The organism is Frigoribacterium sp. ME-P-080, assembly GCF_030209595.1.
In the GTDB taxonomy this organism is placed as follows: domain Bacteria; phylum Actinomycetota; class Actinomycetes; order Actinomycetales; family Microbacteriaceae; genus Frigoribacterium.
On record NZ_JARVRR010000004.1, the window covers coordinates 417,243 to 438,771 of the forward strand.

Consider the following 21,529-nt stretch of genomic DNA (forward strand, 5'->3'; position numbering starts at 1 on the left):
TCTGTCGTGTGGCGTGACACCGCACCGGGGCTCAGTCGTGCCGGGCATCCTCGTGCCGAGACGCGGCAGCGGTCTCGTCCAGTGGCCTCGCCACCGGGATTCGGCTGCCGAGCACCTGGGCGACGACGTCGCGAGCGATGTGCTGCGGCGTGAGGCCGGCCTCGTCGAGGATCTCGGCCCGGGACCCGTGTTCGAGGAACTCGTCGGGCAGTCCCAACTCGGTCACGGCCGTGTCGACGCCTGCGCCACGGAGGTCCTGTCGCACACGGGTGCCGATCCCGCCCACCCGCACGCCGTCCTCGATCGTGATGACGAGCCGGTGGGCCGCCGCCAGCTCGATGATGCTGGCCGGGACGGGGACGACCCATCGAGGATCGACGACCGTGGCACCGATGCCCTGGGCCTCCAGTCGTTCGGCGACCTCGAGTCCGATGCCGGCCATCGGGCCGACGCAGACGATGAGGACGTCGTCACGGCCGGTGCGTCGCAGCACCTCGACACCGTCCTCGAGTCGTTCGACGGCGTCGTGCTCGACGCCGACGGCGCCTTTCGAGAACCGGATGACGGTGGGAGCGTCGTCGACCGCCACGGCCTCCCGGAGCTCTTCGCGGAGTCGCGTCGCGTCACGAGGGGCGGCCAGACGGATGTGCGGCACGATCTGCAGGAGGGCGAGGTCCCACATTCCGTGGTGGCTCGGGCCGTCCGGTCCGGTCACACCGGCGCGGTCCAGGACGAAGGTGACACCGGCCCGGTGGAGGGCGACGTCCATCAGCACCTGGTCGAAGGCTCGGTTCACGAAGGTGGCGTACAGCGCGACGACGGGGTGCAGTCCACCGAACGCGAGACCCGCGGCACTCGTGACCGCGTGCTGTTCGGCGATGCCGACGTCGAAGACCCGCTTCGGGAACCGTTCGGCGAGCTTGTGCAGGCCCACCGGACGCAGCATCGCCGCCGTGATGCCGACGACCTTCTCGTCGTGCTCGGCGATGTCGACGATCTCGTCGGCGAAGACCGACGTCCACGACGGCGAGGTGGCCGCCTCGAGGGGTTCGCCCGTCTCGGGGTCGATCTGCCCGACCGCGTGGAACTGGTCGGCGACGTCGGCGCGCGCCGGATCGAATCCCCGGCCCTTCTCGGTGATGGCGTGCACGATCACGGGCGCCCCGTAGTTCTTCGCCTGGAGCAGCGCTTCTTCCATGGCGACCTGGTCGTGACCGTCGACCGGCCCGATGTACTTGATGTCCAGGTTCGAGTAGAGGGCCTCGTTGTTCGTGAACCGGCTCAGGAAGCCGTGCAGACCACCCCGGACGCCGCGGTAGACCGCGCGACCCGGATGTCCGAGTCGGTCGAAGACGGCCCTGCTGCCGACGTGGAGCTCGCGGTAGGCCTGGCGGGTGCGGACCGTGTTGAGGAAACGGGCCATTCCTCCGATCGTCGGGGCGTAGGACCGGCCGTTGTCGTTGACCACGATGGTGAGGCGGCGGTCGTTGTCGTCGCTGATGTTGTTCAGGGCCTCCCACGTCATGCCCCCGGTCAACGCGCCGTCGCCCACGACGGCTACCACGTGCCGATCGTCCCGGCCCGTCAGTTGGAAGGCCCGGGAGATGCCGTCGGCCCACGAGAGCGAACTCGAGGCGTGTGAGCTCTCGACGATGTCGTGCTCGGACTCGGACCGCTGCGGGTATCCGGCGAGACCGCCCCGGAGCCGGAGCCCCGAGAAGTCCTGGCGACCGGTGAGGAGCTTGTGGACGTACGACTGGTGGCCGGTGTCGAAGACGAAGGCGTCGTGCGGCGAGTGGAACACCCGGTGCATGGCCAACGTCAACTCGACGACGCCGAGGTTCGGCCCGAGGTGGCCCCCGGTCTTCGACACTTCGGTCACGAGGAACCGGCGGATGTCGGCGGCCAGTTCGACCATCTGTTCGTTCGTCAGGCGGTCGAGGTCACGAGGCCCCGTGATCGTCTGCAGCAGGCTCATGCTGGCCTTCCCTCTCGGCCCTCTCGGGCATCCCGCCAGTCTAGGCACGCGTCCGGCGAGAACGCCGTGCGACCCCCGGACGACGCGGGCGATCGTCCGGGGGCCTGGTCACTGCGGGGTCCGTCGCTCAGACCAGGCTGCGCAGGACGTACTGCAGGATGCCACCGTTGCGGTAGTAGTCGGCCTCGCCGGGGGTGTCGATGCGTACGACGGCGTCGAACTCGACCGGCTGCTTGCCCGCGGGCGAATGGGTGGTGGGGGTCGCCGTGACGTGGACCGTCTTCGGCGTCGTGCCCTCGTTGAGCTGCTCGATGCCGACGATGTCGATCTGCTCCGTGCCGTCGAGACCGAGCGACTCCCAGCTCTCGCCCTGCGGGAACTGCAGGGGAACCACTCCCATGCCGATCAGGTTCGACCGGTGAATGCGTTCGAAGCTCTCGGTGATGACCGCCTTGACCCCGAGCAGGCTCGTGCCCTTCGCGGCCCAGTCCCGGGACGAGCCCGAGCCGTACTCCTTGCCGCCCAGGATGACCAAGGGCGTGCCCTGCTCCTGGTAGCGGGCACTGGCGTCGTAGATGAACGACTGCGGCCCCTCGGCCTGGGTGAAGTCGCGGGTGTAGCCACCCTCGACCCCGTCCAGCAACTGGTTCTTGAGACGGATGTTCGCGAACGTGCCCCGGATCATGACCTCGTGGTTGCCGCGACGGGACCCGTACGAGTTGAAGTCCTTGCGGTCCACGCCGTGCTCGTCGAGGTAGTGGCCGGCCGGGCTGTCGACCTTGATCGACCCGGCGGGGCTGATGTGGTCGGTCGTGACCGAGTCGCCGAGCTTGGCCAGCACGCGGGCGCCCTGGATGTCGGTCACCGGCGTGGTCTCGATCGTCATGCCCTCGAAGTACGGAGGTTTGCGCACGTAGGTCGACTCGGAGTCCCACTCGAAGGTGGCGCCCGTCGGGGTCGGCAGGGAGCGCCAGCGCTCGTCGCCGTCGAACACCCCGGCGTACTCGTGGGTGAACATCCCCGTGTCGATGGACGAGTCGATCGTCTGCTGCACCTCGGCCGCGTCGGGCCAGATGTCGCGGAGGTAGACGTCGGAGCCGTCGTCGGCGGTGCCCAGGGCGTCGTTCTCGAAGTCGAAGTTCATCGACCCGGCGAGGGCGTACGCGATGACCAGCGGCGGGCTGGCGAGGTAGTTCATCTTGACGTCGGGGTTGATGCGACCCTCGAAGTTGCGGTTGCCCGACAGGACGGCCGTGACGGCGAGGTCGTTGTCCTGCACCGCCGTGGAGATCTCGTCGAGCAGCGGGCCCGAGTTGCCGATGCAGGTCGTGCAGCCGTAGCCGACGGTGTAGAAACCGAGGTCCTCGAGATAGGTGGTCAGGCCGGCCTTCTCGTAGTAGTCCGTGACGACCTTCGACCCGGGCGCGAGGGTCGTCTTGACCCACGGCTTGGCCTTGAGCCCCTTCTTGCTGGCGTTGCGGGCGAGCAGGCCCGCGGCGAGCATGACGGAGGGGTTCGACGTGTTCGTGCACGACGTGATGGCCGCGATGGCCACGGCGCCGTGGTCGAGCGTGAAGGTCGAGCCGTCGCCGAGTGCCACGGAGGTGGGCTTGGAGACCTTGGCCGGTGCGTGCGACGTGTGCGAGATCGAGTGCGGCTGGGCGTCGTCGTCGTCTTCGGCCGTGAAGCCGATCGGGTCGGAGGCCGGGAACGTGCCCTCGACCGCGGCGTCGACGTGCGAGTGGTCCGTCGTGGCGTAGTTCTCGAGGTCGACCTCGAACTGCGACTTGGCCTCGGTGAGTTCGATGCGGTCCTGCGGACGCTTCGGCCCGGCGATGGACGGGACGACCGTCCCGAGGTCGAGCTCGAGGTACTCGCTGAACACGGGTTCGGTCGAGGGGTCGTGCCACAGGCCCTGCAGCTTGGAGTACTGCTCGACGAGGTCGATCTGCTCCTCGGAGCGCCCGGTCAGACGCAGGTAGTCGAGGGTCACGTCGTCGATCGGGAAGATCGCCGCCGTCGAACCGAACTCGGGGCTCATGTTGCCGATGGTCGCCCGGTTGGCCAGGGGCACCTCGGCGACGCCTTCGCCGTAGAACTCGACGAACTTGCCGACGACGCCGTGCCGGCGCAGCTGCTGCGTGATGGTGAGCACCACGTCGGTCGCCGTCACGCCGGTCGGAATCGAGCCGGAGAGCTTGAAGCCGACGACCTTGGGGATCAACATCGACACGGGCTGACCGAGCATCGCGGCCTCGGCCTCGATGCCCCCGACGCCCCAGCCGAGCACGCCCAGGCCGTTGACCATCGTCGTGTGCGAGTCGGTGCCGACGAGGGTGTCGGGGTACGCCTGCAGCACTCCGCCGACCTCGCGGCTGTAGGTGACGCGCGCCAGGTACTCGATGTTGACCTGGTGGACGATGCCGGTGCCCGGCGGGACGACCTTGAAGTCGTCGAAGGCCGTCTGCCCCCAGCGGAGGAACTGGTACCGCTCGCCGTTGCGCTCGTACTCGATCTCGACGTTGCGTTCGAGCGCGTTCTCGGAGCCGAAGAGGTCCGCGATGACCGAGTGGTCGATGACGAGCTCGGCCGGTGCCAGCGGGTTGATCTTGGTCGGGTCTCCGCCGAGCTCGGCGACGGCCTCTCGCATGGTGGCGAGGTCGACGATGCAGGGCACCCCCGTGAAGTCCTGCATGACCACGCGCGCCGGCGTGAACTGGATCTCGGTGTCGGGCTCGGCGGTGGGCTGCCACGAGCCGAGGGCCCGGATCTGGTCACCCGTGACGTTCGCACCGTCCTCGGTGCGGAGCAGGTTCTCGAGCAGGACCTTGAGGCTGAACGGAAGCGTCGAAGAACCCTCGACCGCGTCGATGCGGTAGACCTCGTAGTCGGTGGACCCGACCGTGAGGGTGTTCTTCGAGCCGAAACTGTTGATTGCAGACACGTGCCGTCTCCCTTGCTGACTACGCCCTCATCTTGGCCGGTGCGCGCGACGCCCACCAGCGAGGTCAGCCTAAGTCCGCGGGGTGTCCCCGGGGCCGATCCCAGCGATTTGTCTCGATGTCGAGACAAAACATAGCACCAGGAGGCGCGGGTCAGGCCGAGGGGCCCCGCGCGTCGTCCGCCGCCTCGCGTCCGCGGTAGACCGTCCGCACGAGGAGCCAGGTCACCCAGAGCAACCCCGCGTAGAGGGGCACGCCCATGACGAGCTTGAGCGTCCCGAGGAGAGCGACGTCCCCGGCCAGCCACAGCGGCACCTGGACGGCGAGGCGGGCGGCGAACAGTCCGGCCCACAACCAGGTGGCCAGGACGAGGACGCGTCGTTTCGCCCGGTCCCCCCGCCAGCCCGTGCCGTCGTTCGTGAGGAGTCCGACCACGATGCCGATGAGCGGCCAGCGCACGGCGATGCTGACGAGCATCGCGGCGAGCGACGCGGCGTTGATCAGGAGGCCGGGCACGAAGTTGTTCTCGGCACGGCCGGAGAGCAAGGCGATCCCCGCGGAGAGGGCGATGCCGAAGACACCCGCGAGGGCCTGGGCGACCGGACCGCGCTGGACCGCGCGTGCGACGACGAACGCCACGGCCAGGACCAGCGGGATGAGGACCGACGGGACGACGTCCTGCGTGATCGTGTAGACGACCACGAAGCCGAGCCCGGGGACGATGGACTCGACGAGCCCCCGCACCCCGCCGATGGCGGTGAGCAGCGCCGACGCCGTCGGGACCTCGCCGGGGGCGACCTGGCCGATGCCGGCCCGTCGGGCGGCGGCTTGCAACTGGGCCGCGAGCGACACCCGGGGGTCGTCGAGCGGCGACGGATCAGCCGGATCGGGCCGGTCGTCGGACGCGGACACGTCGGGTCAGACGACCGAGGGCGTGGTGCCCGGGGCGTCGGTCGGGCCGGCCTTCGGCATCGACAGCGGGATCAGCTCGCGCGGAGGCATCGGGGTCGTCCCGCGGACCACGACGATGCTGCGGAAGAGTTCTTCGATCTTCTCGGCAGCGTCGCCTTCGTGAGCCGCGTCGCCCGCGATCACGCCGCGGAGGAACCAGCGGGGCCCGTCGACGCCGATGAAGCGTGCTCGCCGGGTCGTGCCGGGGTCACCGCCCATCACCGGGATCTCGGCGCGGACCTCGGGACCGAAGGGCCCCTCGACCTCGGCCGTCGTGCCGCCCTGCTTCTCGATCTGCTCGCTGATCTGACCTCGGATCTCGTTCCAGAGTCCCGTCGTGCGGGGCGCCGCGAACGGCTGCACCTGCAGCGTCGACTTGGCGAAGTCGAGGCCGACGGCGACGACCCTCTTGCTTCCCTCTTCGACTTCGAGTCGGAGGTGGAGCCCTTCGCGGGGCAGGATCTTGACGCCACCGAGATCGACGTACGGGCGGACGGGGTTGGCCTCGGTCTCGTCCAGCGGGCCCACCTCGGAGCGGTCCGCGGGTGCCGACTTGGAGTCGTCGAACACCTCGACCTCGGCGTCGTCGAGGGACTCGATGTCGATCTCGACGTCGGCGACGTCGGCCGACTCGACGTCGATCTCGACTGCGGCCAGTTCTTGCTCGCGGCGTTTGGACTTCCTCACGCGGTGCCTCCTGGGTTGTGTGCGTATCCGGTGGATCCGTGACCGTCGACCCCTCGGACGCTCTCGGGGAGCGTCGCGACGGGGACGAAGGTCGCGCGGACGACCGGCATGATGACGAGCTGGGCGATCTTGTCACCGACGGCGACGTGGTGCTCGGCCTCGAGGTCGGTGTTGAGCAGCGAGACCTTGATCTCTCCGCGGTACCCCGCGTCGACGGTGCCCGGGGCGTTCACGACGGTGATGCCGTGCTTGGCGGCGAGGCCGCTGCGGGGCATGACGAACGCGGCGAAACCCTCGGGAAGGGCGATGGAGACGCCCGTGCCGACCAGGGCGCGGTGGCCGGGCCTCAACACGAGGTCCTCGGTCGAGACCAGGTCGGCACCGGCGTCGCCCGGGTGGGAATACACGGGCACCGACATCGCCTCGGCGGCGATGAGGACGTCGAGGGTCTGGATCACGTGTCGAGGGTAGTGCAGAAGTCTGGTCGAATGGACGTCATGAACCCCTACCGTGAGCGCCTGCTCCCGCCGCTCTCCGTCTTCGTGGCCTGCGCGCTCCTCGTCCCCGCCACCCTCCTGGTCTTCCTGCCGATCAACTCGACGGTCGGCGTGGTGATGGCCGTCGTGTTCTACGCGGCCGCCGTCGTCCTGCTCGTCCTGACCTCGCCCGTGCTGACGATCGACGACGAGGGCTTCACCGCGGGGCGGGCCCGTCTGTTCCCCCACGAGATCGGTGACGCCGAGGGGTTCACCGGCGCCGACGCGACACGAGAAAGAGGGCCCCGGCTCGACGCGCGAGCCTGGACCCTCTTCCGGGGGTGGGTGCGACCGGTGGTCAAGATCTCGTTGACGGACCTCGACGACCCGGCGCCCTACTGGTTGGTGTCGACCCGTCGACCCGACGAGGTCGTGCGACGGTTGGAGGCGCTCAGGCGGCGCACTCCCGGCAGATAGCGCCCAGCTTGGTCTCGTGGTCGAGCTGCGAACGGTGCTTGACCAGGAAGCACTCGACACAGGTGAACTCGTCGACCTGCGGGGGGAGGACGACGACGTCGAGGTCGAGGTCCGAGAGGTCCTGCCCGGCGAGCTCGAACGAGCCCGGGTTGTCGGCGTCGTCGTCGACGACGCCGGTCATCTTGTCGGGGACCCTCTCTTTGAGCCCCTCGATCGACTCCGAGCCGTCGTCGTCGTTCTTGCGAGGTGCGTCGTAGTCGGTGGCCATGCCCATCCAGTTCTTCGGTGATTCGTGTGCCCGATTCGGCGGGTGCAGTTTGCATCACTCGTTGTCGAATAGCAAACCAGTTCCCACGGCCTTTCAGCCGCCTCGGAAGAACTGACGGCACGCCCGTCGTATTCCCGTGAGAACGGCCGCCGACGTGCGACTCTTGGCACCGGATCACGACGGTGAAAGGCGTGGAAAATGCAGGATCTCAGGGTCATAGGCGTCCAGAGCGGAGCTCTGCTCGTCGCCACCGACGCCGGTGGCGAGTACCGCCTTCCCGTCAACAACACCCTCCACTCCCAGCTGAGGGCGGCAAGCCCCGGTGACGCCCCGGTCGAACGGAAGGCACCGCCCCGCGAGATCCAGGCCCTGGTCAGGGCTGGCAAGACCCCTCAGCAGGTGTCCGACCTGACCGGCGCCGACCTCGACTACGTGCACCGGTTCGAAGGGCCGGTCCTCGCCGAGCGCGCCTTCGTGCTCGAGAGCGCCAGGGCCGTCCCGGTGTCCGTCGACGACGACGCGGCGTCCGGTGTGCAGGCGACCACCTTCGGAGCCGTCATCGACGAGCGACTGGACGGTGCCGAGACCTCGCAGCGCGACTGGAGCGCCTACAAGGACGCCGAGCACGGCTGGGTGGTCCACCTGGCCTTCGTCACGCACGAGGTCGAGCGCGACGCGACGTGGCGCTTCGACCCGAAGAAGTCGGTCCTCGCCCCCCTCGGGGGCGACGCCCACCGCCTCTCGCAGCACGGCGAGGACGTCGGTCCACTCGTCCCTCGTCTCCGGGCCGTCTCCCGTGAGCCGCGCCACGACGACACCTCGGGCCGTTTCGACAGCGGCGCCTTCCTGGTCGAGCAGGCCGACGCGGTCGAACTGCCGGCCGAGACCGCGACCGACCGGTTGCGTCCCGGCGTCCGCAGCACCGCCTCCTTCGCTGCCGCCAACCGGGCACCCGACGACGAGAGCGGGCACGACCAGACCGCGGACCTCCTCGAGGCGCTGCGACGCCGACGCGGAGAACGCGAGGCCGCCCGGTTCTCCGACGACGACGGGCGCCCGGACCACCAGGCCACCGGGGCGATCCGCGTGATCGACGTCCCCCTGGACGACTTCGACCTGCCCGAAGGGGCCACCAAACCCACACCCGTGCTGCCCGACCGGTCGACCCGAGGTGACGCCCCGGCGGGCGACGCACCGGTCCAGCCCACGGGCATCCGGGGCAGCCGGGGACGCGCTGGCCGACGCGAGATGCCCAGCGCGGCCCAGTCGACCAAGAAGGCGCGGGGGCGCACCTCGATGCCGAGCTGGGACGAGATCGTCTTCGGAGCGCGTACGGACGACGACCCCGCCTGACCCTCCTGGCCCGCCCCGGCGGCCACGATCACCGCCGGTAGGCGCCGAACGTCCTCAAGGGCACGAGCGTCTCGTCGTCGGACCACGATCCGTGGTGACCGACCATGGTTCCCGGAGCACCACCGCGATCTCGTCCGTCGTAGTAGGCGACGCCCCGCCGGGCGGCGACGATCACGTCGCCGATGCGGGGCAGGACCGCCGGGTCCACGGCCCCGAACCAACCGGCGTCGACGGCCTCCGACCGGGACAACACCCAGGCTCGGTCGCCTTCGGCTGCTCGCCACGCGTCGAGCACCGCATCCCGGCGGCCCTCGTCGGCATCGGGCTCGAGGTGCAGTTGCAGGCAGCGGGGCTCCCCCGCCACGTGCCTCACCCCGTCGACCAGGGCGGGCATGCCCCCGAAGACGATGCGCCTCCGTTCGGCCACGTCGACGATGCCGTGGTCGGCCGTGACGATCACCCCGACGTCGGGCGCGACCGAGGCCTCCAGCCTCCGGACCTCGCCGTCGACGCCTTCGAGGGCATCGATCCATTCGTCCGATTCCCAGCCGGCACGGTGAGCGATCATGTCGAGCTCGGGGACGTAGAGGTACACCAAGGAGGCGCGGGTCGAGTCGACGAGCATCGCCGCGGTCTCGAAGCGGTCGGCCACGCTCTCCGCCACGTCGTAGGTGGCGCCCCGGAGGATGGCCTCGGTCAGGCCGGACGAGCGGTAGCGCTTGGGGCCGACGGCGTGGGACTCCACGTCGGTGGCCGTCTCGAACAGCGTGGGACGCCGCTGCCACTCGTCGGGCCGCATGCGATCGTCCCACCCCGAGAGCTGCTTCACCACTCGATCGTTCTCGGGGTCGAGAGCCGAGTAGCCAACGAGGCCGTGCTCGCCGGGGAGTGCCCCGGTCGTCAGCGTCGTGAGCGCCGCGGCGGTGGTCGTGGGCCACCCGGACCACAGGCTGCCCTTCACCCCCGACAACGTCCGGGCGTGGCCCCGACGGGCGCCGAGGGCCGCCTGGCCGAGACCGTCCACCAGGACGACCACCGCGGCCCGCGCGGCGGGCAGGCGGAGCGCGTTCGGTTCGCCCCGCAGGGACGCGAGAGTCGAGGGCACCACGTCGGCCAGGCTCACGGCCCCACGGGGGCGCGCCGGTACGATGGAGGACACCGGCCCCAGTCTGGCACAGCGACGATCGGGTGCCCCGTCCACCCCGATCCGTGAGAAGTGCATGACCACCACCGAGAACACGAGCAGCTCCGACCACGGCGAACGCATCGAGGACATCGACGTCTCGCTCGAGATGCAGGGGTCGTTCCTCGAGTACGCGTACTCGGTCATCTACTCCCGAGCGCTGCCCGACGCCCGGGACGGCCTCAAGCCCGTCCAGCGTCGCATCCTCTACCAGATGTCCGAGATGGGCCTCCGGCCCGACAGGGGCCACGTCAAGAGCGCGCGCGTCGTCGGTGAGGTCATGGGCAAGCTCCACCCGCACGGCGACACCGCGATCTACGACGCCATGGTCCGTCAGGCGCAACCCTTCACCATGCGGGTGCCGCTCATCGACGGGCACGGCAACTTCGGCTCGCTCGACGACGGGCCCGCGGCACCGCGGTACACCGAGGCTCGTCTCGCCGAGGCGTCGTTGGCCATGACCCAGGGACTCGGCGAGGACGTCGTCGACTTCGTCCCCAACTACGACAACCAGTTGATGCAGCCCGAGGTGCTTCCGGCGGCCTTCCCGAACCTGCTCGTGAACGGTGCGAGCGGCATCGCGGTGGGCATGGCGACCAACATGGCGCCCCACAACCTCGTCGAGGTCGTCGGTGCCGCCCGGCACCTGATCGACCACCCCGACGCCAGCCTGGACGACCTGATGGCGTTCGTGCCGGGTCCCGACCTGCCGACCGGCGGCACGATCGCCGGGCTGGCCGGGGTCCGCGACGCCTACGCCACGGGTCGGGGCAGCTTCAAGACCCGGGCGCGGGTCGGCGTCGAGAGCATCACCGCACGGAAGAACGGTCTCGTGGTCACCGAGCTGCCGTACCTCGTGGGGCCCGAGAAGGTGATCGAGAAGATCAAGGACGGGGTGCAGGCGAAGAAGCTCACCGGCATCACGGACGTCACCGACCTGACCGACCACAAGCACGGTCTCCGTCTCGTGATCGGCATCAAGACGGGTTTCAGCCCCGAGGCGGTCCTCGAGCAGCTCTATCGCTACACCCCGCTCGAAGACGGCTTCAGCATCAACAACGTCGCCCTGGTCGAGGGGCAGCCGCGGACCCTCGGCCTGAAGGAGATGCTCGAGGTCTACGTCGCGCACCGCCTCTCGGTCGTCACACGTCGCAGCCGCTACCGGCTGGCCAAGAAAGAGGACCGCCTCCATCTCGTCGAGGGCCTCCTCGTCGCCATCGTCGACATCGACGAGGTCATCCAGGTGATCCGGACGAGCGACGACACGCCTGCCGCCCGGGCACGCCTGCGCGAGGTCTTCGACCTCAGCGAGATCCAGGCCGAGTACATCCTCGACCTGCAGCTGCGCCGACTCACCAAGTTCAGCCGCATCGAACTCGAAGCCGAGCGCGACGAGCTGCTCGCGGCCATCGCCGACCTCAAGGACCTCCTGGCCGACCCCGCCCGCCTCCGGGCCCTCGTCTCGAGCGAACTCGCCGACATCGCCGAGCAGTTCGGCACGCCGCGTCGAACCCTGCTCACGGAGGCCAAGGCGAGCGTCGCGACGACCGGTCGCGGCAGCAGGTCGGCACCGGTGCTCGAGATCGCCGACACCCCGACCCGGGTGTTCCTCTCGACGACGGGCCGCGTCCTGCGGGTGGACCACCTCGACCCCGACTCCGCGGCCCCCACTCCCCCGACCCGGCGCACGAAGCACGACGCCGTCCTCTCGTCGATCGACACGACGACGCGGACCGAGATCGGCGCCGTGACGAACCTCGGCCGCCTCGTCCGGTTCACCCCCGTCGACCTCCCGTCCGTGCCGCCCACGTCCGTCCAGCTGGGTGCGGGGGTGCCCATCCGGGACTACATCGGCGTGGTCGACAAGAAGGAGCGCGTGCTCGGGCTCGTCTCGCTGACCGCCGACCGGAGCATCGCGCTCGGCACGGCCCGCGGGGTCGTCAAACGGGTCGCGACCGGCCAGTACCCCGCCCGACCCGACTTCCCGGTCATCACCCTGAAGAAGGGCGACCAGGTCGTCGGCGTCGCCCAAGGGGTCGACGAGGACGAACTCGTCTTCGTCACGTCCGCCACGCAGTTGCTCCGGTTCACCGCCTCCGCCGTCCGGCCGCAGGGGCCCGCGGGTGGCGGGGTGGCCGGCATCAACCTTCCGGACGACGCGACCGTGATCTTCTTCGGTGCCGTGCCCGCGGGTCGCGAGGCCGTCGTCGCGACGGTCTCGTCGAGCAGCTCGACGATCGCCGGCACCGACCCCGGACGTGCCAAGCTCAGCGCGTTCGACGAGTACCCGGGCAAGGGGCGTGCCACGGGCGGCGTCCGGACCCACTCGTTGCTGAAGGGCGAGGACGCCCTGTCGCTGGCCTGGGTCGGCCCGGCTCCCGCTCAGGCGGTCGGGCCGGACGGTTCGGTCCGCACTCTGCCCGCCGAGCTCTCACGCCGTGACGGATCGGGCACGCCCCTGGACGCGCCCGTGGGCTCGGTCGGCGCCTCGGTGGCGCACATCGCCGATTCGGCCACCGGCCTCGAGGCGGGTGCCGAACCGGACGAGTGACCCCTCGACGGACCGACCGAGACGGCGTCCTCGACGTCGAGACAGGGCGTCCTCGTTCTCGGTGACGGCCTGGTCAGGACTCAGACGTCGATGCGGTCCCGGCTGAGACCGGCGCCGTCGATGATGAACTCCTTGCGAGGAGCCACGTCGTTGCCCATCAGCAGTTCGAAGACGCGGGCGGCGTTCTCGGCGTCGTCGACCTTGACGCGCCGCAGCATGCGGTTCTGGCGTTCCATCGTCGTGGTGCGGAGCTGTTCGGCGTCCATCTCGCCGAGTCCCTTGTACCGCTGGATGGGGTCCTGGAACTTCTTGTTCGTGCGTTTGAGCCCTGCGAGGACACCGTGCAGCTCTTTCTCGGAGTACGTGTAGATCGTCTCGTTCGGCTTGCTGCCGGGGTGCATCACGACCACTCGGTGCAGAGGGGGGACGGCCGCGAAGACGCGACCGGCTTCGATCATCGGTCTCATGTACCGGAAGAACAGCGTCAGCAGCAGCGTCCGGATGTGAGCACCGTCCACGTCGGCGTCGCTCATGATGATGACCTTGCCGTAGCGGGCCGCCTCGAGATCGAAGGACCGTCCTGACCCGGCTCCCAACACCTGGATGATGGAGGCGCACTCGAGGTTCGAGAGCATGTCGCTGACCGAGGCCTTCTGCACGTTGAGGATCTTGCCGCGGATGGGCAGGAGTGCCTGGAACTCGCTGTTCCGGGCGACCTTGGCCGTGCCCAGCGCGGAGTCCCCTTCGACGATGAACAGCTCGCTGTTCGCCACGTCGTTCGACCGGCAGTCGACCAGTTTGGCCGGCAGGGTGGAGTTCTCCAGGGCGTTCTTGCGACGCTGGGTCTCTTTGTGCGCCCGTGCGGCGATGCGGGTCTTCATCTCGGCGACGACCTTGTCGAGCACGAGGGCGGTCTGCGCCTTGTCTTCTCGCCGGGTCGACGTGAACAACGCGCCCAGCTCGTTCGCCACGACGTTCGCGACGATCGCGCGGACGGCCGGCGTGCCCAGGATCTCTTTCGTCTGGCCCTCGAATTGCGGCTCGGGCAGGCGCACCGTGAGGACCGCCGTCAGACCGGCCAGGACGTCGTCCTTCTCGATCTTGTCGTTGCCCACCTTGAGGCGACGGGCGTTGGCCTCGACCTGCTGCCGCACGAACTTCAGCAGCCCGGCCTCGAAGCCGGTCTGGTGCGATCCGCCCTTCGGCGTCGCGATGATGTTGACGTAGCTGCGGAAGACCGTCTCGTACCCTCCGCCCCAGCGCAAGGCGATGTCGACGTCGCACTGCCGTTCGAGTTCGGTGGCGATCATGGCACCACCGTCGGTGAGCACGGGCACCGTCTCGGTGTAGGTGCCCGACCCGGTCAGACGCCACGTGTCGGTCACGGCGGTGTCGGGGGCGAGGAACTCGACGTATTCGCTGATGCCTCCGTCGAAGCGGAAGGTGCTCTCGAGGGGGAAGCCGCCGTCCGTGAGCGAACCCACGCGTTCGTCGCGCAGGGTCAGCGTCAGCCCCGGGATGAGGAAGGCCGTCTGCCGGGCCCTGGCCGACAGTTCGTCCGTCTGGAACGAGGCCCCTCGGGTGAAGATCTGGCGATCGGCCCAGTAACGCACCCGCGTGCCGGTGACGCCGCGCTTGGTCTTGCCCACTTCTCGGAGCACGCTGCCGGACACGAAGGGGGTGAACGGTGAATCGGGCGTGGGTTCGTCGACGTCCTCGAAGGTGCCGGGTTCACCGCGTCGGAACGACATGGCGTACGTCTTGCCGCCCCGGTCGACCTCGACGTCGAGCCTCTCGGACAGTGCGTTGACGACGGAGGCGCCGACGCCGTGGAGGCCGCCGGACGACGTGTAGGACCCGCCGCCGAACTTTCCGCCGGCGTGCAGCTTCGTGAACACGACCTCGACACCGCTCAGACCCGTCTTGGGTTCGATGTCGACGGGCACCCCGCGTCCGCTGTCGCGGACCTCGACGCTGTCGTCGGGGTGCAGCACGACGTCGATGGTGTCGCCGTGCCCGCCCAGCGCCTCGTCGACCGAGTTGTCGATGATCTCCCACAGACAGTGCATCAGGCCCCGGGAGTCGGTCGACCCGATGTACATGCCGGGGCGTTTGCGCACGGCCTCGAGGCCTTCGAGCACCGAGAGGTGCCGAGCCGAGTAGTCGGAGGCGGGGGCGGACGAGGTGGGGGGCATTGTTCTCCTGAGGGGCCCGCCGCCATCTCTCGACGACGGGAATGCGGGGAGGCGGTGACCGCGTTACAGCCTACCGAGGGCCGCCGACACGGCAGTCCCGACACTCGACCGGCCCCTCGCCGCTACGCGATGAGCGAAATCCGGTGCCGATGGCACGCGATACCGACGTCGGCGTGTTTTGATGAGTGTCTCACCCACCGCACCACCGTCAGGAGGAGCATCACATGACTCAGATGGCCACCGACCAGACCGCCGTCGACGAGCTCGGCTCCCGTTACCAGTTGAGCGCCGCGGACCGCTGCGACAGCTGCGGAGCCCAGGCCTACATCCGCGCGACCATGGCCACCGGCGAACTGCTCTTCTGCGCCCACCACGGCGCGAAGTTCAAGGAGAAGCTGCAGCCCACCGCCATCGAGTGGCTCGACGAGAGTTCGAAGCTCCTCGCCCACTGAGACGCCGCGCCTCCCCGGACCACAGCCCGGGCCGGCGGTACGACGAAGGCCCCGCATCCGATCGATGCGGGGCCTTCGTCGTGTCTGCGGACCGACGTCGTCACATGGCCTTGAACGAACGCTCGAGGTTGTCGGCGATGACCTTCTGCGACGCGGCGGCGTACTCGTCGAGCTTCGCGTGCCCGGGGCCTGCCGAGTAGGAGATCATCCGGCGGCTCAGGGCGACGCGGAGCACCCGGTCGGTGAGGACGGGGTTGAGCGGCAGGACCGGGCCCTTCAGCTGCGTGCCGAAGGAGACCCCGCGTCGGACGCCCTCGCGACCGTCTCCGTTGCCGCCTCCGTGGACGACGGTCCCGAAGGGCTCCGCCTCCGCCCCGAGTTCGAGATGAGCGGCGTGGTCCTCGAAACCGAAGAGGGTGACCTCGTCGCCCTGGTAGTCAGTGCTCACCTGCAGGTAGTTCGTCCGTCGCGGAGCCCCGCGGCGGACCACGGCGTCGAAGAAGCCGACACCCTCGACCGTCGCCCCGTCGACGTCCTCGACGCCGCGGCTGAGGAGCTCGAGACCGCCCCCCACCGCCACGACCGGCACACCGGACGCCGCGAACGACTCGAGCGCCGGCGCGAGGCGGCGAGCATCGGCGGCGACGGCTCGCACGCCGGACAGGGGGCCGTGCCCCACGACGACCACGTCGGCCACGGTCGGCACGTCGTCGCCCACGCGGTACTCGAGCACGCGGCTGTCGACCCCGGCTCGCCGCGCGCGCACCGAGAGCGACGTCACGTTGCCCCGATCGCCGCTCACGCCGAGCTCTTCCGGGTAGAGGTGGACGATTCGGAGGACGTCGTCGCTCACGCGGTCTTCTCCAGGTCGGGGTGGCCGAGGATGCGACGGGCCAGCATCATCTGCTCGTAGTTCGTCACGAAGTGCTTGGTCTTGTCGCTCGGGGACGGAAGCGCTCGCATCAGACGGATGGCCTTCGAGATGTCTTCTTCGATCACGTGGACCGGGATGCCCTCGTGCTCGAGCCTCAAGGCCAACTGCCACGCCTTCGCGCCGGCGAGGACGTCGACGTGGTCGAGGTGCGAGAAGTCGATGTCGTAGATCCACGAGATGTCGGGCGTGCCCTCGTCGATGGCCAACATGACCTGCTCGACGCCCTGCGGGAGTGCGTCGAGGTTCATCTGGAGGCTCGCCGCGTTCTTGAACATGATGAACTCGGCTTCGTCGGCGCCGAGGGACATGCGCTCACCACGACCGTAGGCCGGCTTCATGCTCTCGAACGCCCGCCGGACGGCGGCCGGGTCGACCGGGTGCCCCAGGACGACCGAGGCCGTCTGGAGCGCCGCTGCCGCGTCGACCGCGTAGTGGAGACCACGGGCCGGCAGCCGGACGTCGATCGGAGTGCCCGAGACCGTGATGGTGGCACCTGTGCCCGTGAGCGCGGTCACCTCGGTCTCCGCGGTCAACGAGGAGTCGGCCTCACGGCTGAAGTCGTGCGCGTTCTGCAGGCCGTTGGGTGACGCGGAGACGACCTCGGAGGAAGCGCCGAACCGGGTCACCGTCTGGCGACCGACCGGCTGGTAGGGGCCGAGGTGCTGGTCGTCGCGGTTCGTGACGACCGCGACCGTCGCCTCGGCGGCGGTGTCGGTCATCATCGTGCCGACCCGCTCGGTCTCGAAGAACCGGTACAACTGGTCGACCTGCACGTTGAGCATGAGCACCGTGGAGGGGTGCAGGGACTTCGTCAACTCGACCGCGAAGGCCTCGTCGACCTCGATCACCCCGATGTCGTCACGGACGCGACCGAAGGGCGTCACCTCACGGAGAAAGGCCGACGCGATGCCCTGCGGGAGGTTGGCACCCGTGGGGTTCGTGAACACCTTCAATCCGTGGGCACGAAGCGTCTCGGTGAGCATCATCGTGGTCGTCGACTTGCCGTTCGACCCGAGCACGAAGACGACACCGCGATCGAACTGGGACGACACATGGGTGAGGAAGTCGGGCGCGAGCTTCAGGACCGTCTGCCCCGGGTACGCCGACCCGCCACCACGCAACCGGGCGACCGCCCGGACGAGACGGCCGGCCAGCACGGGGACCAGGTAACGCACGGGCCTACTCGAGGTAGTCGCGGAGCGACTGTGAACGCGACGGGTGGCGGAGTTTCGCCATCGTCTTGGACTCGATCTGGCGGATGCGCTCGCGCGTCACGCCGAACGTGTCACCGATCTGGTCGAGGGTCTTCGGCATGCCGTCACCGAGCCCGAAGCGCATGCGGATGACACCGGCCTCGCGCTCGGACAGGCTGTCGAGCAGCGATTCGAGCTGTTTCTGCAGCATCGTGAACCCGACGGCGTCGGCTGGCACGACGGCCTCGGTGTCCTCGATGAGGTCGCCGAACTCGCTGTCGCCGTCCTCACCCAGGGGCGTGTGGAGCGAGATGGGCTCGCGGCCGTACTTCTGGACCTCGACGACCTTCTCGGGCGTCATGTCGAGTTCACGCGAGAGCTCTTCGGGCGTGGGCTCGCGTCCCAGGTCTTGCAGCATCTGACGCTGGACACGGGCGAGCTTGTTGATGACCTCGACCATGTGCACCGGGATGCGGATGGTGCGAGCCTGGTCCGCCATGGCCCGCGTGATGGCCTGACGGATCCACCAGGTGGCGTAGGTGGAGAACTTGAAGCCCTTGGTGTAGTCGAACTTTTCGACGGCGCGGATCAGGCCGAGGTTTCCCTCTTGGATCAGGTCGAGGAACTGCATGCCACGGCCCGTGTAGCGCTTGGCGAGGCTGACCACGAGTCGGAGGTTGGCACCGAGCAGGTGGCTCTTGGCCCGCTGACCGTCGCGCGACACCCAGCGCAGCTCACGCTCGAGCTCGCGGCTCAGGCCGGTGCTGTTCGCGAGCTTGTCGTCGGCGAAGAGACCCGCCTCGATCCGCATGGCGAGCTCGACCTCTTCGGCCGCGTTCAACAGGGCGACCTTGCCGATCTGCTTCAGGTAGTCCTTGACGGGGTCGGCCGTCGCACCCGTGATCGTCGTCGAGTAGACGGGCATCTCGTCGTCGTCGTCCTGCGAGATGACGAGCGCGCCGGTGGGGAGGATCTCGGGGACGGGCTTGGCGCCCTCGCCGTCCGCGTCGTCGGCGGCAGCCGGGTCGACCGCGGCCTCGGCGTCGACCTCGTCGTCGGCGGGTTCGGCTGCGGCGGCCTTCTTGGCCGCGGCGGTCTTGGCCGGAGCCTTCGTCGCCGCCTTCTTGGCGGGAGCCCTCTTGGCCGGCGCCTTCTTGGCGGGAGGAGCCGTGGTCTCGGCCTCGACGGCCGTGTCGTCGGTCACGGCCTCGTCGGAGGCCGTGGTCGCCTTGCTTCGTGTAGCCATGCGAACACCTTTCAGTTCTCGGTACGTTCCGGACCGGACGCGATCGTCGCGTTCACGTACGCCGGTGGGGACGTCGACCGGCACTGGGCGTCGGCCGAATTCGGGCAGTACTAGGACCCATGTCAAGTCCTCGATCGAATGCGCGTCGACGACGTCGACGCGGTAACTCGATCGATGGACATGAACGGGTCCGTATCCCATTATTGCACGTCCGACCGGTGCCGAGCGACAAGGGCGACCTCAGGCGGTCGGTCCCCTCCGGGCCCGGGTGCGTGCGGCATGCCATCTCTTGTTGAGGGCAACCCAGAGCGGCGCCACCTCTATTCCTTCCTCCAGCCGCAGGCCCCGGCGGGTGCGCCGACGCTCGACGAGCAGAGCCACCACGCCACCGCCGATCACCACGTACTGCACGAGCAGCGCGATGCGGAACGACTCGAACGCGAAGAGGTCGCTCGGCTGGCCCGAGGCGATGCGGGCGGCATCGAGTCGATCGAGCACGACGCCGATGAGGAACATCATCACGAAGCTCGCCAGGAAGCCACCGACGTTGACCACCCCGTTGGCCACGCCGAGGCTGCGAAGCGGGTTGAAGGTCCGCGCGAAGTCGAAGCCGATCAGGGAACCGGGCCCGCCCACTCCGAGCACGACCACGAGCACGTAGGCGAGCCAGTGCGGGGGTGTCCCCGGCCACGCGAGCAGCGTCGTCCAGACCACGGCCAGAACCGTGACGATGCCGAGGACCAGGTTGGAGCGTCGCATCGGGTACCGGGCGACCAGCACCCCGAGGACCGGCCCCGCCACGACACCGGACAGCACGAGGAGGGAGAGCATGCCCGAAGCCTCGGCGGTCGTGAAGCCCAGACCGCCCACCAACAGGGGAACGCCCCACAGCAGACTGAAGACCGTGCCCGACGACTGCGTCACGAAGTGCGACCAGAACCCCAGCCGGGTACCGGGACGCCGGACGCTCTGTCCGAGCTGTCGCCCCGCGTCGGCCCAACTGACGACCGTCTCGGAGCGGACGCGACCGGTCGGCGACTCCTTGACGACCATGAGCACCACCACGGCGGCCACGACCGACAACGCCGCCGCGCTGAGGAAGGCCGGGCCCCACCCCGCCCCGTGCAGGACGATCGACAGCGGCACGGCCGACAGCACCTGACCCAGTTGTCCGACGTTGCCGGTCCACTGCGACACCTGCGGCAGGATCGGACCACGGAACCACGAGGGCAGCAGACGGATCACCGAGATGAAGGTCATCGCGTCGCCGGCGCCGACGAGCACGCGGCCCACGACGGCCACGCCGATCGTCGGGGGCGAGAGCGCCACGACCAGCTGGCCCGCCGCCAGCATGACGGCCCCTGCGACGATGAGCCTCTTGGGCCCCACCCGGTCGAGCAGGACGCCGACCGGGATCTGCAGCCCGGCGTAGACGACGAGTTGGACGACGGCCAGGGTCGACAGGGTGGAGGCGGAGACGCCGAAGAGCTGCTGGGCCTCGACGCCCGAGACGCCAAGTGACGACCGCTGCAGGACGGCGACGACGTAGGCGAAGACGGCGGCGCCCCAGACGAGCCAGGCGCGTGCGGAGTTCACCCCGTGACCCTAGCCGACCGGGCGCCGGACGCCGGCCCGCGCCTCCTGCGTCCGCGGATCGGAACGGACCCGGGAGGTGCGGTGCCGGTCAGGCGCGGTCGTCGCCCTCGCCGTCGACCCGCCGGGTGGCGAGGAACTTCTCGAGTTCGGCCGCCAGTGCGTCGGCCGTGGGCACCTGGCCGTCCTGGTCGGTCAACGGCGACGGCAGCGGGTTTCCCTGCATGTAGGTGTCGTGACGTTCCTCGAGCGTGGCGACCAGGCGCGAGAGCTCGTGGTTGCCGGCGACCTGCTCGTCGACCTTGACCATGAAGTCACGACCCTCTTCGCGGAGGCGGTCGGTCGGGAAGATCAGACCCGTCGCGGCACTGATGCTCGACAGCGCCGCCACGGCGGCGTCGGGGAACTCGGTGTCGGCCAGGTAGTGCGGGACGAGCAGGACGAAGCCCGCCGTGGGGTGACCCGTCTCGCCGAGCCGGTGTTCGACGAGGTGCAGAGCGTTGGCGGGGGCCTGGGTCACGGGCTTCCAGACGGACATCGCCTCGACCAGGTCGGACCGGTTGCCGCTGACCGTCACGCCGATGGGACGGGTGTGGGGCACGGGCATCGGGATCGAGTGCACCCAGGTCGTGGTCGAGACGCGGTAGCGCTCGACGAGCTGCACGACGGCCGCGGTGAAGCGCTGCCACTGGAAGTCGGGTTCGAAGCCCGCCAGGAGGAGGAACCGCTGACCCAGGTCGTCGTGGACGAGGTAGAGGGAGAGGGTCGACGGCTCGATCTCGGAGATGTGGTCCTGGTCGAACGTGAAGGTCGGGCGACGGGCCCGGTAGTCGAGGAGCTCGTCGGCGTCGAACGTCGCCACGAGGGTGTGGTCGAGGGTGTCGAGGACGTACTCCGCGAGCTGGCTCACCGCCGAACCCGCGTCGGCGAACCCGGTGAGTCCGGCGACGAGCGGGAGGCCCTCGGGCACGCCGTCGGCGTCGGGGGTGAAGTCGTAGAGAGCTGCGGGGTCGTGCATGGTCTCCATGCTAGGCACCGGTCGTCGCCAGG

Annotated in this window: 17 protein-coding genes; 4 read left to right on the plus strand and 13 right to left on the minus strand. The window is 69.4% G+C overall.

Going from position 1 to position 21,529, the window contains the following annotated elements; translation table 11 throughout:
• Positions 1 to 31 precede the first annotated feature (31 nt).
• From dxs to dut, 5 genes are all read right to left on the minus strand, one after another.
• Positions 32 to 1,978 carry a 1-deoxy-D-xylulose-5-phosphate synthase gene (gene dxs / locus QRN23_RS10550; RefSeq protein WP_056045446.1) on the minus strand — a complete coding sequence of 649 codons (1,947 nt, stop codon included), beginning with the start codon at positions 1,976 to 1,978 and terminating at the stop codon, positions 32 to 34.
• 127 nt (positions 1,979 to 2,105) lie between these two features.
• Entirely contained in the window at positions 2,106 to 4,922 is a 2,817-nt protein-coding gene (gene acnA / locus QRN23_RS10555) for an aconitate hydratase AcnA (RefSeq protein ID WP_159826519.1), read from the minus strand.
• 151 nt (positions 4,923 to 5,073) lie between these two features.
• Entirely contained in the window at positions 5,074 to 5,832 is a 759-nt protein-coding gene (locus QRN23_RS10560; protein ID WP_056045452.1) for a DUF3159 domain-containing protein, read from the minus strand.
• Between the two features lie 6 nt (positions 5,833 to 5,838).
• Positions 5,839 to 6,477: a DUF3710 domain-containing protein gene (locus tag QRN23_RS10565; RefSeq protein ID WP_123570779.1), complete on the minus strand. Its 639-nt coding sequence runs from the start codon at positions 6,475 to 6,477 to the stop codon at positions 5,839 to 5,841.
• Between the two features lie 77 nt (positions 6,478 to 6,554).
• Positions 6,555 to 7,016 (minus strand): dUTP diphosphatase, encoded by a 462-nt coding sequence (gene dut, locus QRN23_RS10570; RefSeq protein ID WP_173150895.1) that lies wholly within the window; start codon positions 7,014 to 7,016, stop codon positions 6,555 to 6,557.
• A 39-nt stretch (positions 7,017 to 7,055) separates the two neighbouring features.
• On the opposite strand from dut, the gene QRN23_RS10575 reads away from it, so the two are divergent.
• The gene (locus QRN23_RS10575; RefSeq protein ID WP_056047483.1) at positions 7,056 to 7,511 is read left to right on the plus strand and encodes a DUF3093 domain-containing protein; all 456 of its coding nucleotides are present in this window, start codon (positions 7,056 to 7,058) and stop codon (positions 7,509 to 7,511) included.
• Here the strand turns inward: QRN23_RS10575 and QRN23_RS10580 are convergent.
• Positions 7,486 to 7,779 (minus strand): DUF4193 domain-containing protein, encoded by a 294-nt coding sequence (locus QRN23_RS10580; RefSeq protein ID WP_043592858.1) that lies wholly within the window; start codon positions 7,777 to 7,779, stop codon positions 7,486 to 7,488. The genes QRN23_RS10575 and QRN23_RS10580 overlap by 26 nt on opposite strands.
• Before the next feature lie 198 nt (positions 7,780 to 7,977).
• Between QRN23_RS10580 and sepH the strand changes: the two genes are divergently transcribed.
• Complete coding sequence (sepH, locus tag QRN23_RS10585; RefSeq protein ID WP_285063514.1) at positions 7,978 to 9,132, plus strand: septation protein SepH; 1,155 nt, start codon at positions 7,978 to 7,980, stop codon at positions 9,130 to 9,132.
• A 28-nt stretch (positions 9,133 to 9,160) separates the two neighbouring features.
• Here the strand turns inward: sepH and QRN23_RS10590 are convergent, their stop codons facing one another.
• Positions 9,161 to 10,291 carry an alkaline phosphatase family protein gene (locus tag QRN23_RS10590; RefSeq protein WP_123570130.1) on the minus strand — a complete coding sequence of 377 codons (1,131 nt, stop codon included), beginning with the start codon at positions 10,289 to 10,291 and terminating at the stop codon, positions 9,161 to 9,163.
• 61 nt (positions 10,292 to 10,352) lie between these two features.
• On the opposite strand from QRN23_RS10590, the gene QRN23_RS10595 reads away from it, so the two are divergent.
• Positions 10,353 to 12,866, plus strand: a complete 2,514-nt coding sequence (locus QRN23_RS10595) for a DNA gyrase/topoisomerase IV subunit A (protein WP_285063515.1) — start codon at positions 10,353 to 10,355, stop codon at positions 12,864 to 12,866.
• A gap of 80 nt (positions 12,867 to 12,946) precedes the next feature.
• Here QRN23_RS10595 and QRN23_RS10600 read toward each other — a convergent pair whose 3' ends face one another.
• A complete protein-coding gene (locus tag QRN23_RS10600) occupies positions 12,947 to 15,061 on the minus strand; it encodes a DNA gyrase/topoisomerase IV subunit B (protein ID WP_285063516.1) in 2,115 nt (704 codons plus the stop codon).
• Between the two features lie 224 nt (positions 15,062 to 15,285).
• Here QRN23_RS10600 and QRN23_RS10605 point away from each other — a divergent pair, with 224 nt between their 5' ends.
• On the plus strand, positions 15,286 to 15,513 hold the full coding sequence (locus QRN23_RS10605; RefSeq protein WP_043592677.1) for a DUF7455 domain-containing protein: 228 nt from the start codon (positions 15,286 to 15,288) through the stop codon (positions 15,511 to 15,513).
• A gap of 100 nt (positions 15,514 to 15,613) precedes the next feature.
• On the opposite strand, the gene QRN23_RS10610 is transcribed toward QRN23_RS10605, so the two are convergent.
• From QRN23_RS10610 to QRN23_RS10630, 5 genes are all read right to left on the minus strand, one after another.
• Entirely contained in the window at positions 15,614 to 16,366 is a 753-nt protein-coding gene (locus tag QRN23_RS10610) for a hypothetical protein (RefSeq protein WP_123570133.1), read from the minus strand.
• Positions 16,363 to 17,622, minus strand: coding sequence for a MurT ligase domain-containing protein (locus QRN23_RS10615; RefSeq protein ID WP_285063517.1), 1,260 nt, complete (start codon positions 17,620 to 17,622; stop codon positions 16,363 to 16,365). The genes QRN23_RS10610 and QRN23_RS10615 overlap by 4 nt, the downstream gene beginning before the upstream one ends.
• 4 nt (positions 17,623 to 17,626) lie before the next feature.
• Complete coding sequence (locus QRN23_RS10620) at positions 17,627 to 18,886, minus strand: RNA polymerase sigma factor (protein WP_285063518.1); 1,260 nt, start codon at positions 18,884 to 18,886, stop codon at positions 17,627 to 17,629.
• A 240-nt stretch (positions 18,887 to 19,126) separates the two neighbouring features.
• Entirely contained in the window at positions 19,127 to 20,482 is a 1,356-nt protein-coding gene (locus QRN23_RS10625) for an MFS transporter (RefSeq protein WP_285063519.1), read from the minus strand.
• Between the two features lie 88 nt (positions 20,483 to 20,570).
• Positions 20,571 to 21,497 carry a proteasome assembly chaperone family protein gene (locus QRN23_RS10630; protein ID WP_056047489.1) on the minus strand — a complete coding sequence of 309 codons (927 nt, stop codon included), beginning with the start codon at positions 21,495 to 21,497 and terminating at the stop codon, positions 20,571 to 20,573.
• Between the last annotated feature and the right edge of the window lie 32 nt (positions 21,498 to 21,529).

What these genes read in the sequence shown, in the direction of transcription:
- QRN23_RS10580 (WP_043592858.1), bottom strand. Translation starts at nt 7,779, where the DNA reads ATGGCCACCGACTACGACGCACCTCGCAAGAACGACGACGACGGCTCG.
- QRN23_RS10620 (WP_285063518.1), bottom strand. Translation starts at nt 18,886, where the DNA reads ATGGCTACACGAAGCAAGGCGACCACGGCCTCCGACGAGGCCGTGACC.
- QRN23_RS10600 (WP_285063516.1), bottom strand. Translation starts at nt 15,061, where the DNA reads ATGCCCCCCACCTCGTCCGCCCCCGCCTCCGACTACTCGGCTCGGCAC.
- QRN23_RS10605 (WP_043592677.1), top strand. Translation starts at nt 15,286, where the DNA reads ATGACTCAGATGGCCACCGACCAGACCGCCGTCGACGAGCTCGGCTCC.
- QRN23_RS10575 (WP_056047483.1), top strand. Translation starts at nt 7,056, where the DNA reads ATGAACCCCTACCGTGAGCGCCTGCTCCCGCCGCTCTCCGTCTTCGTG.
- dxs (WP_056045446.1), bottom strand. Translation starts at nt 1,978, where the DNA reads ATGAGCCTGCTGCAGACGATCACGGGGCCTCGTGACCTCGACCGCCTG.
- sepH (WP_285063514.1), top strand. Translation starts at nt 7,978, where the DNA reads ATGCAGGATCTCAGGGTCATAGGCGTCCAGAGCGGAGCTCTGCTCGTC.
- QRN23_RS10595 (WP_285063515.1), top strand. Translation starts at nt 10,353, where the DNA reads ATGACCACCACCGAGAACACGAGCAGCTCCGACCACGGCGAACGCATC.
- QRN23_RS10630 (WP_056047489.1), bottom strand. Translation starts at nt 21,497, where the DNA reads ATGCACGACCCCGCAGCTCTCTACGACTTCACCCCCGACGCCGACGGC.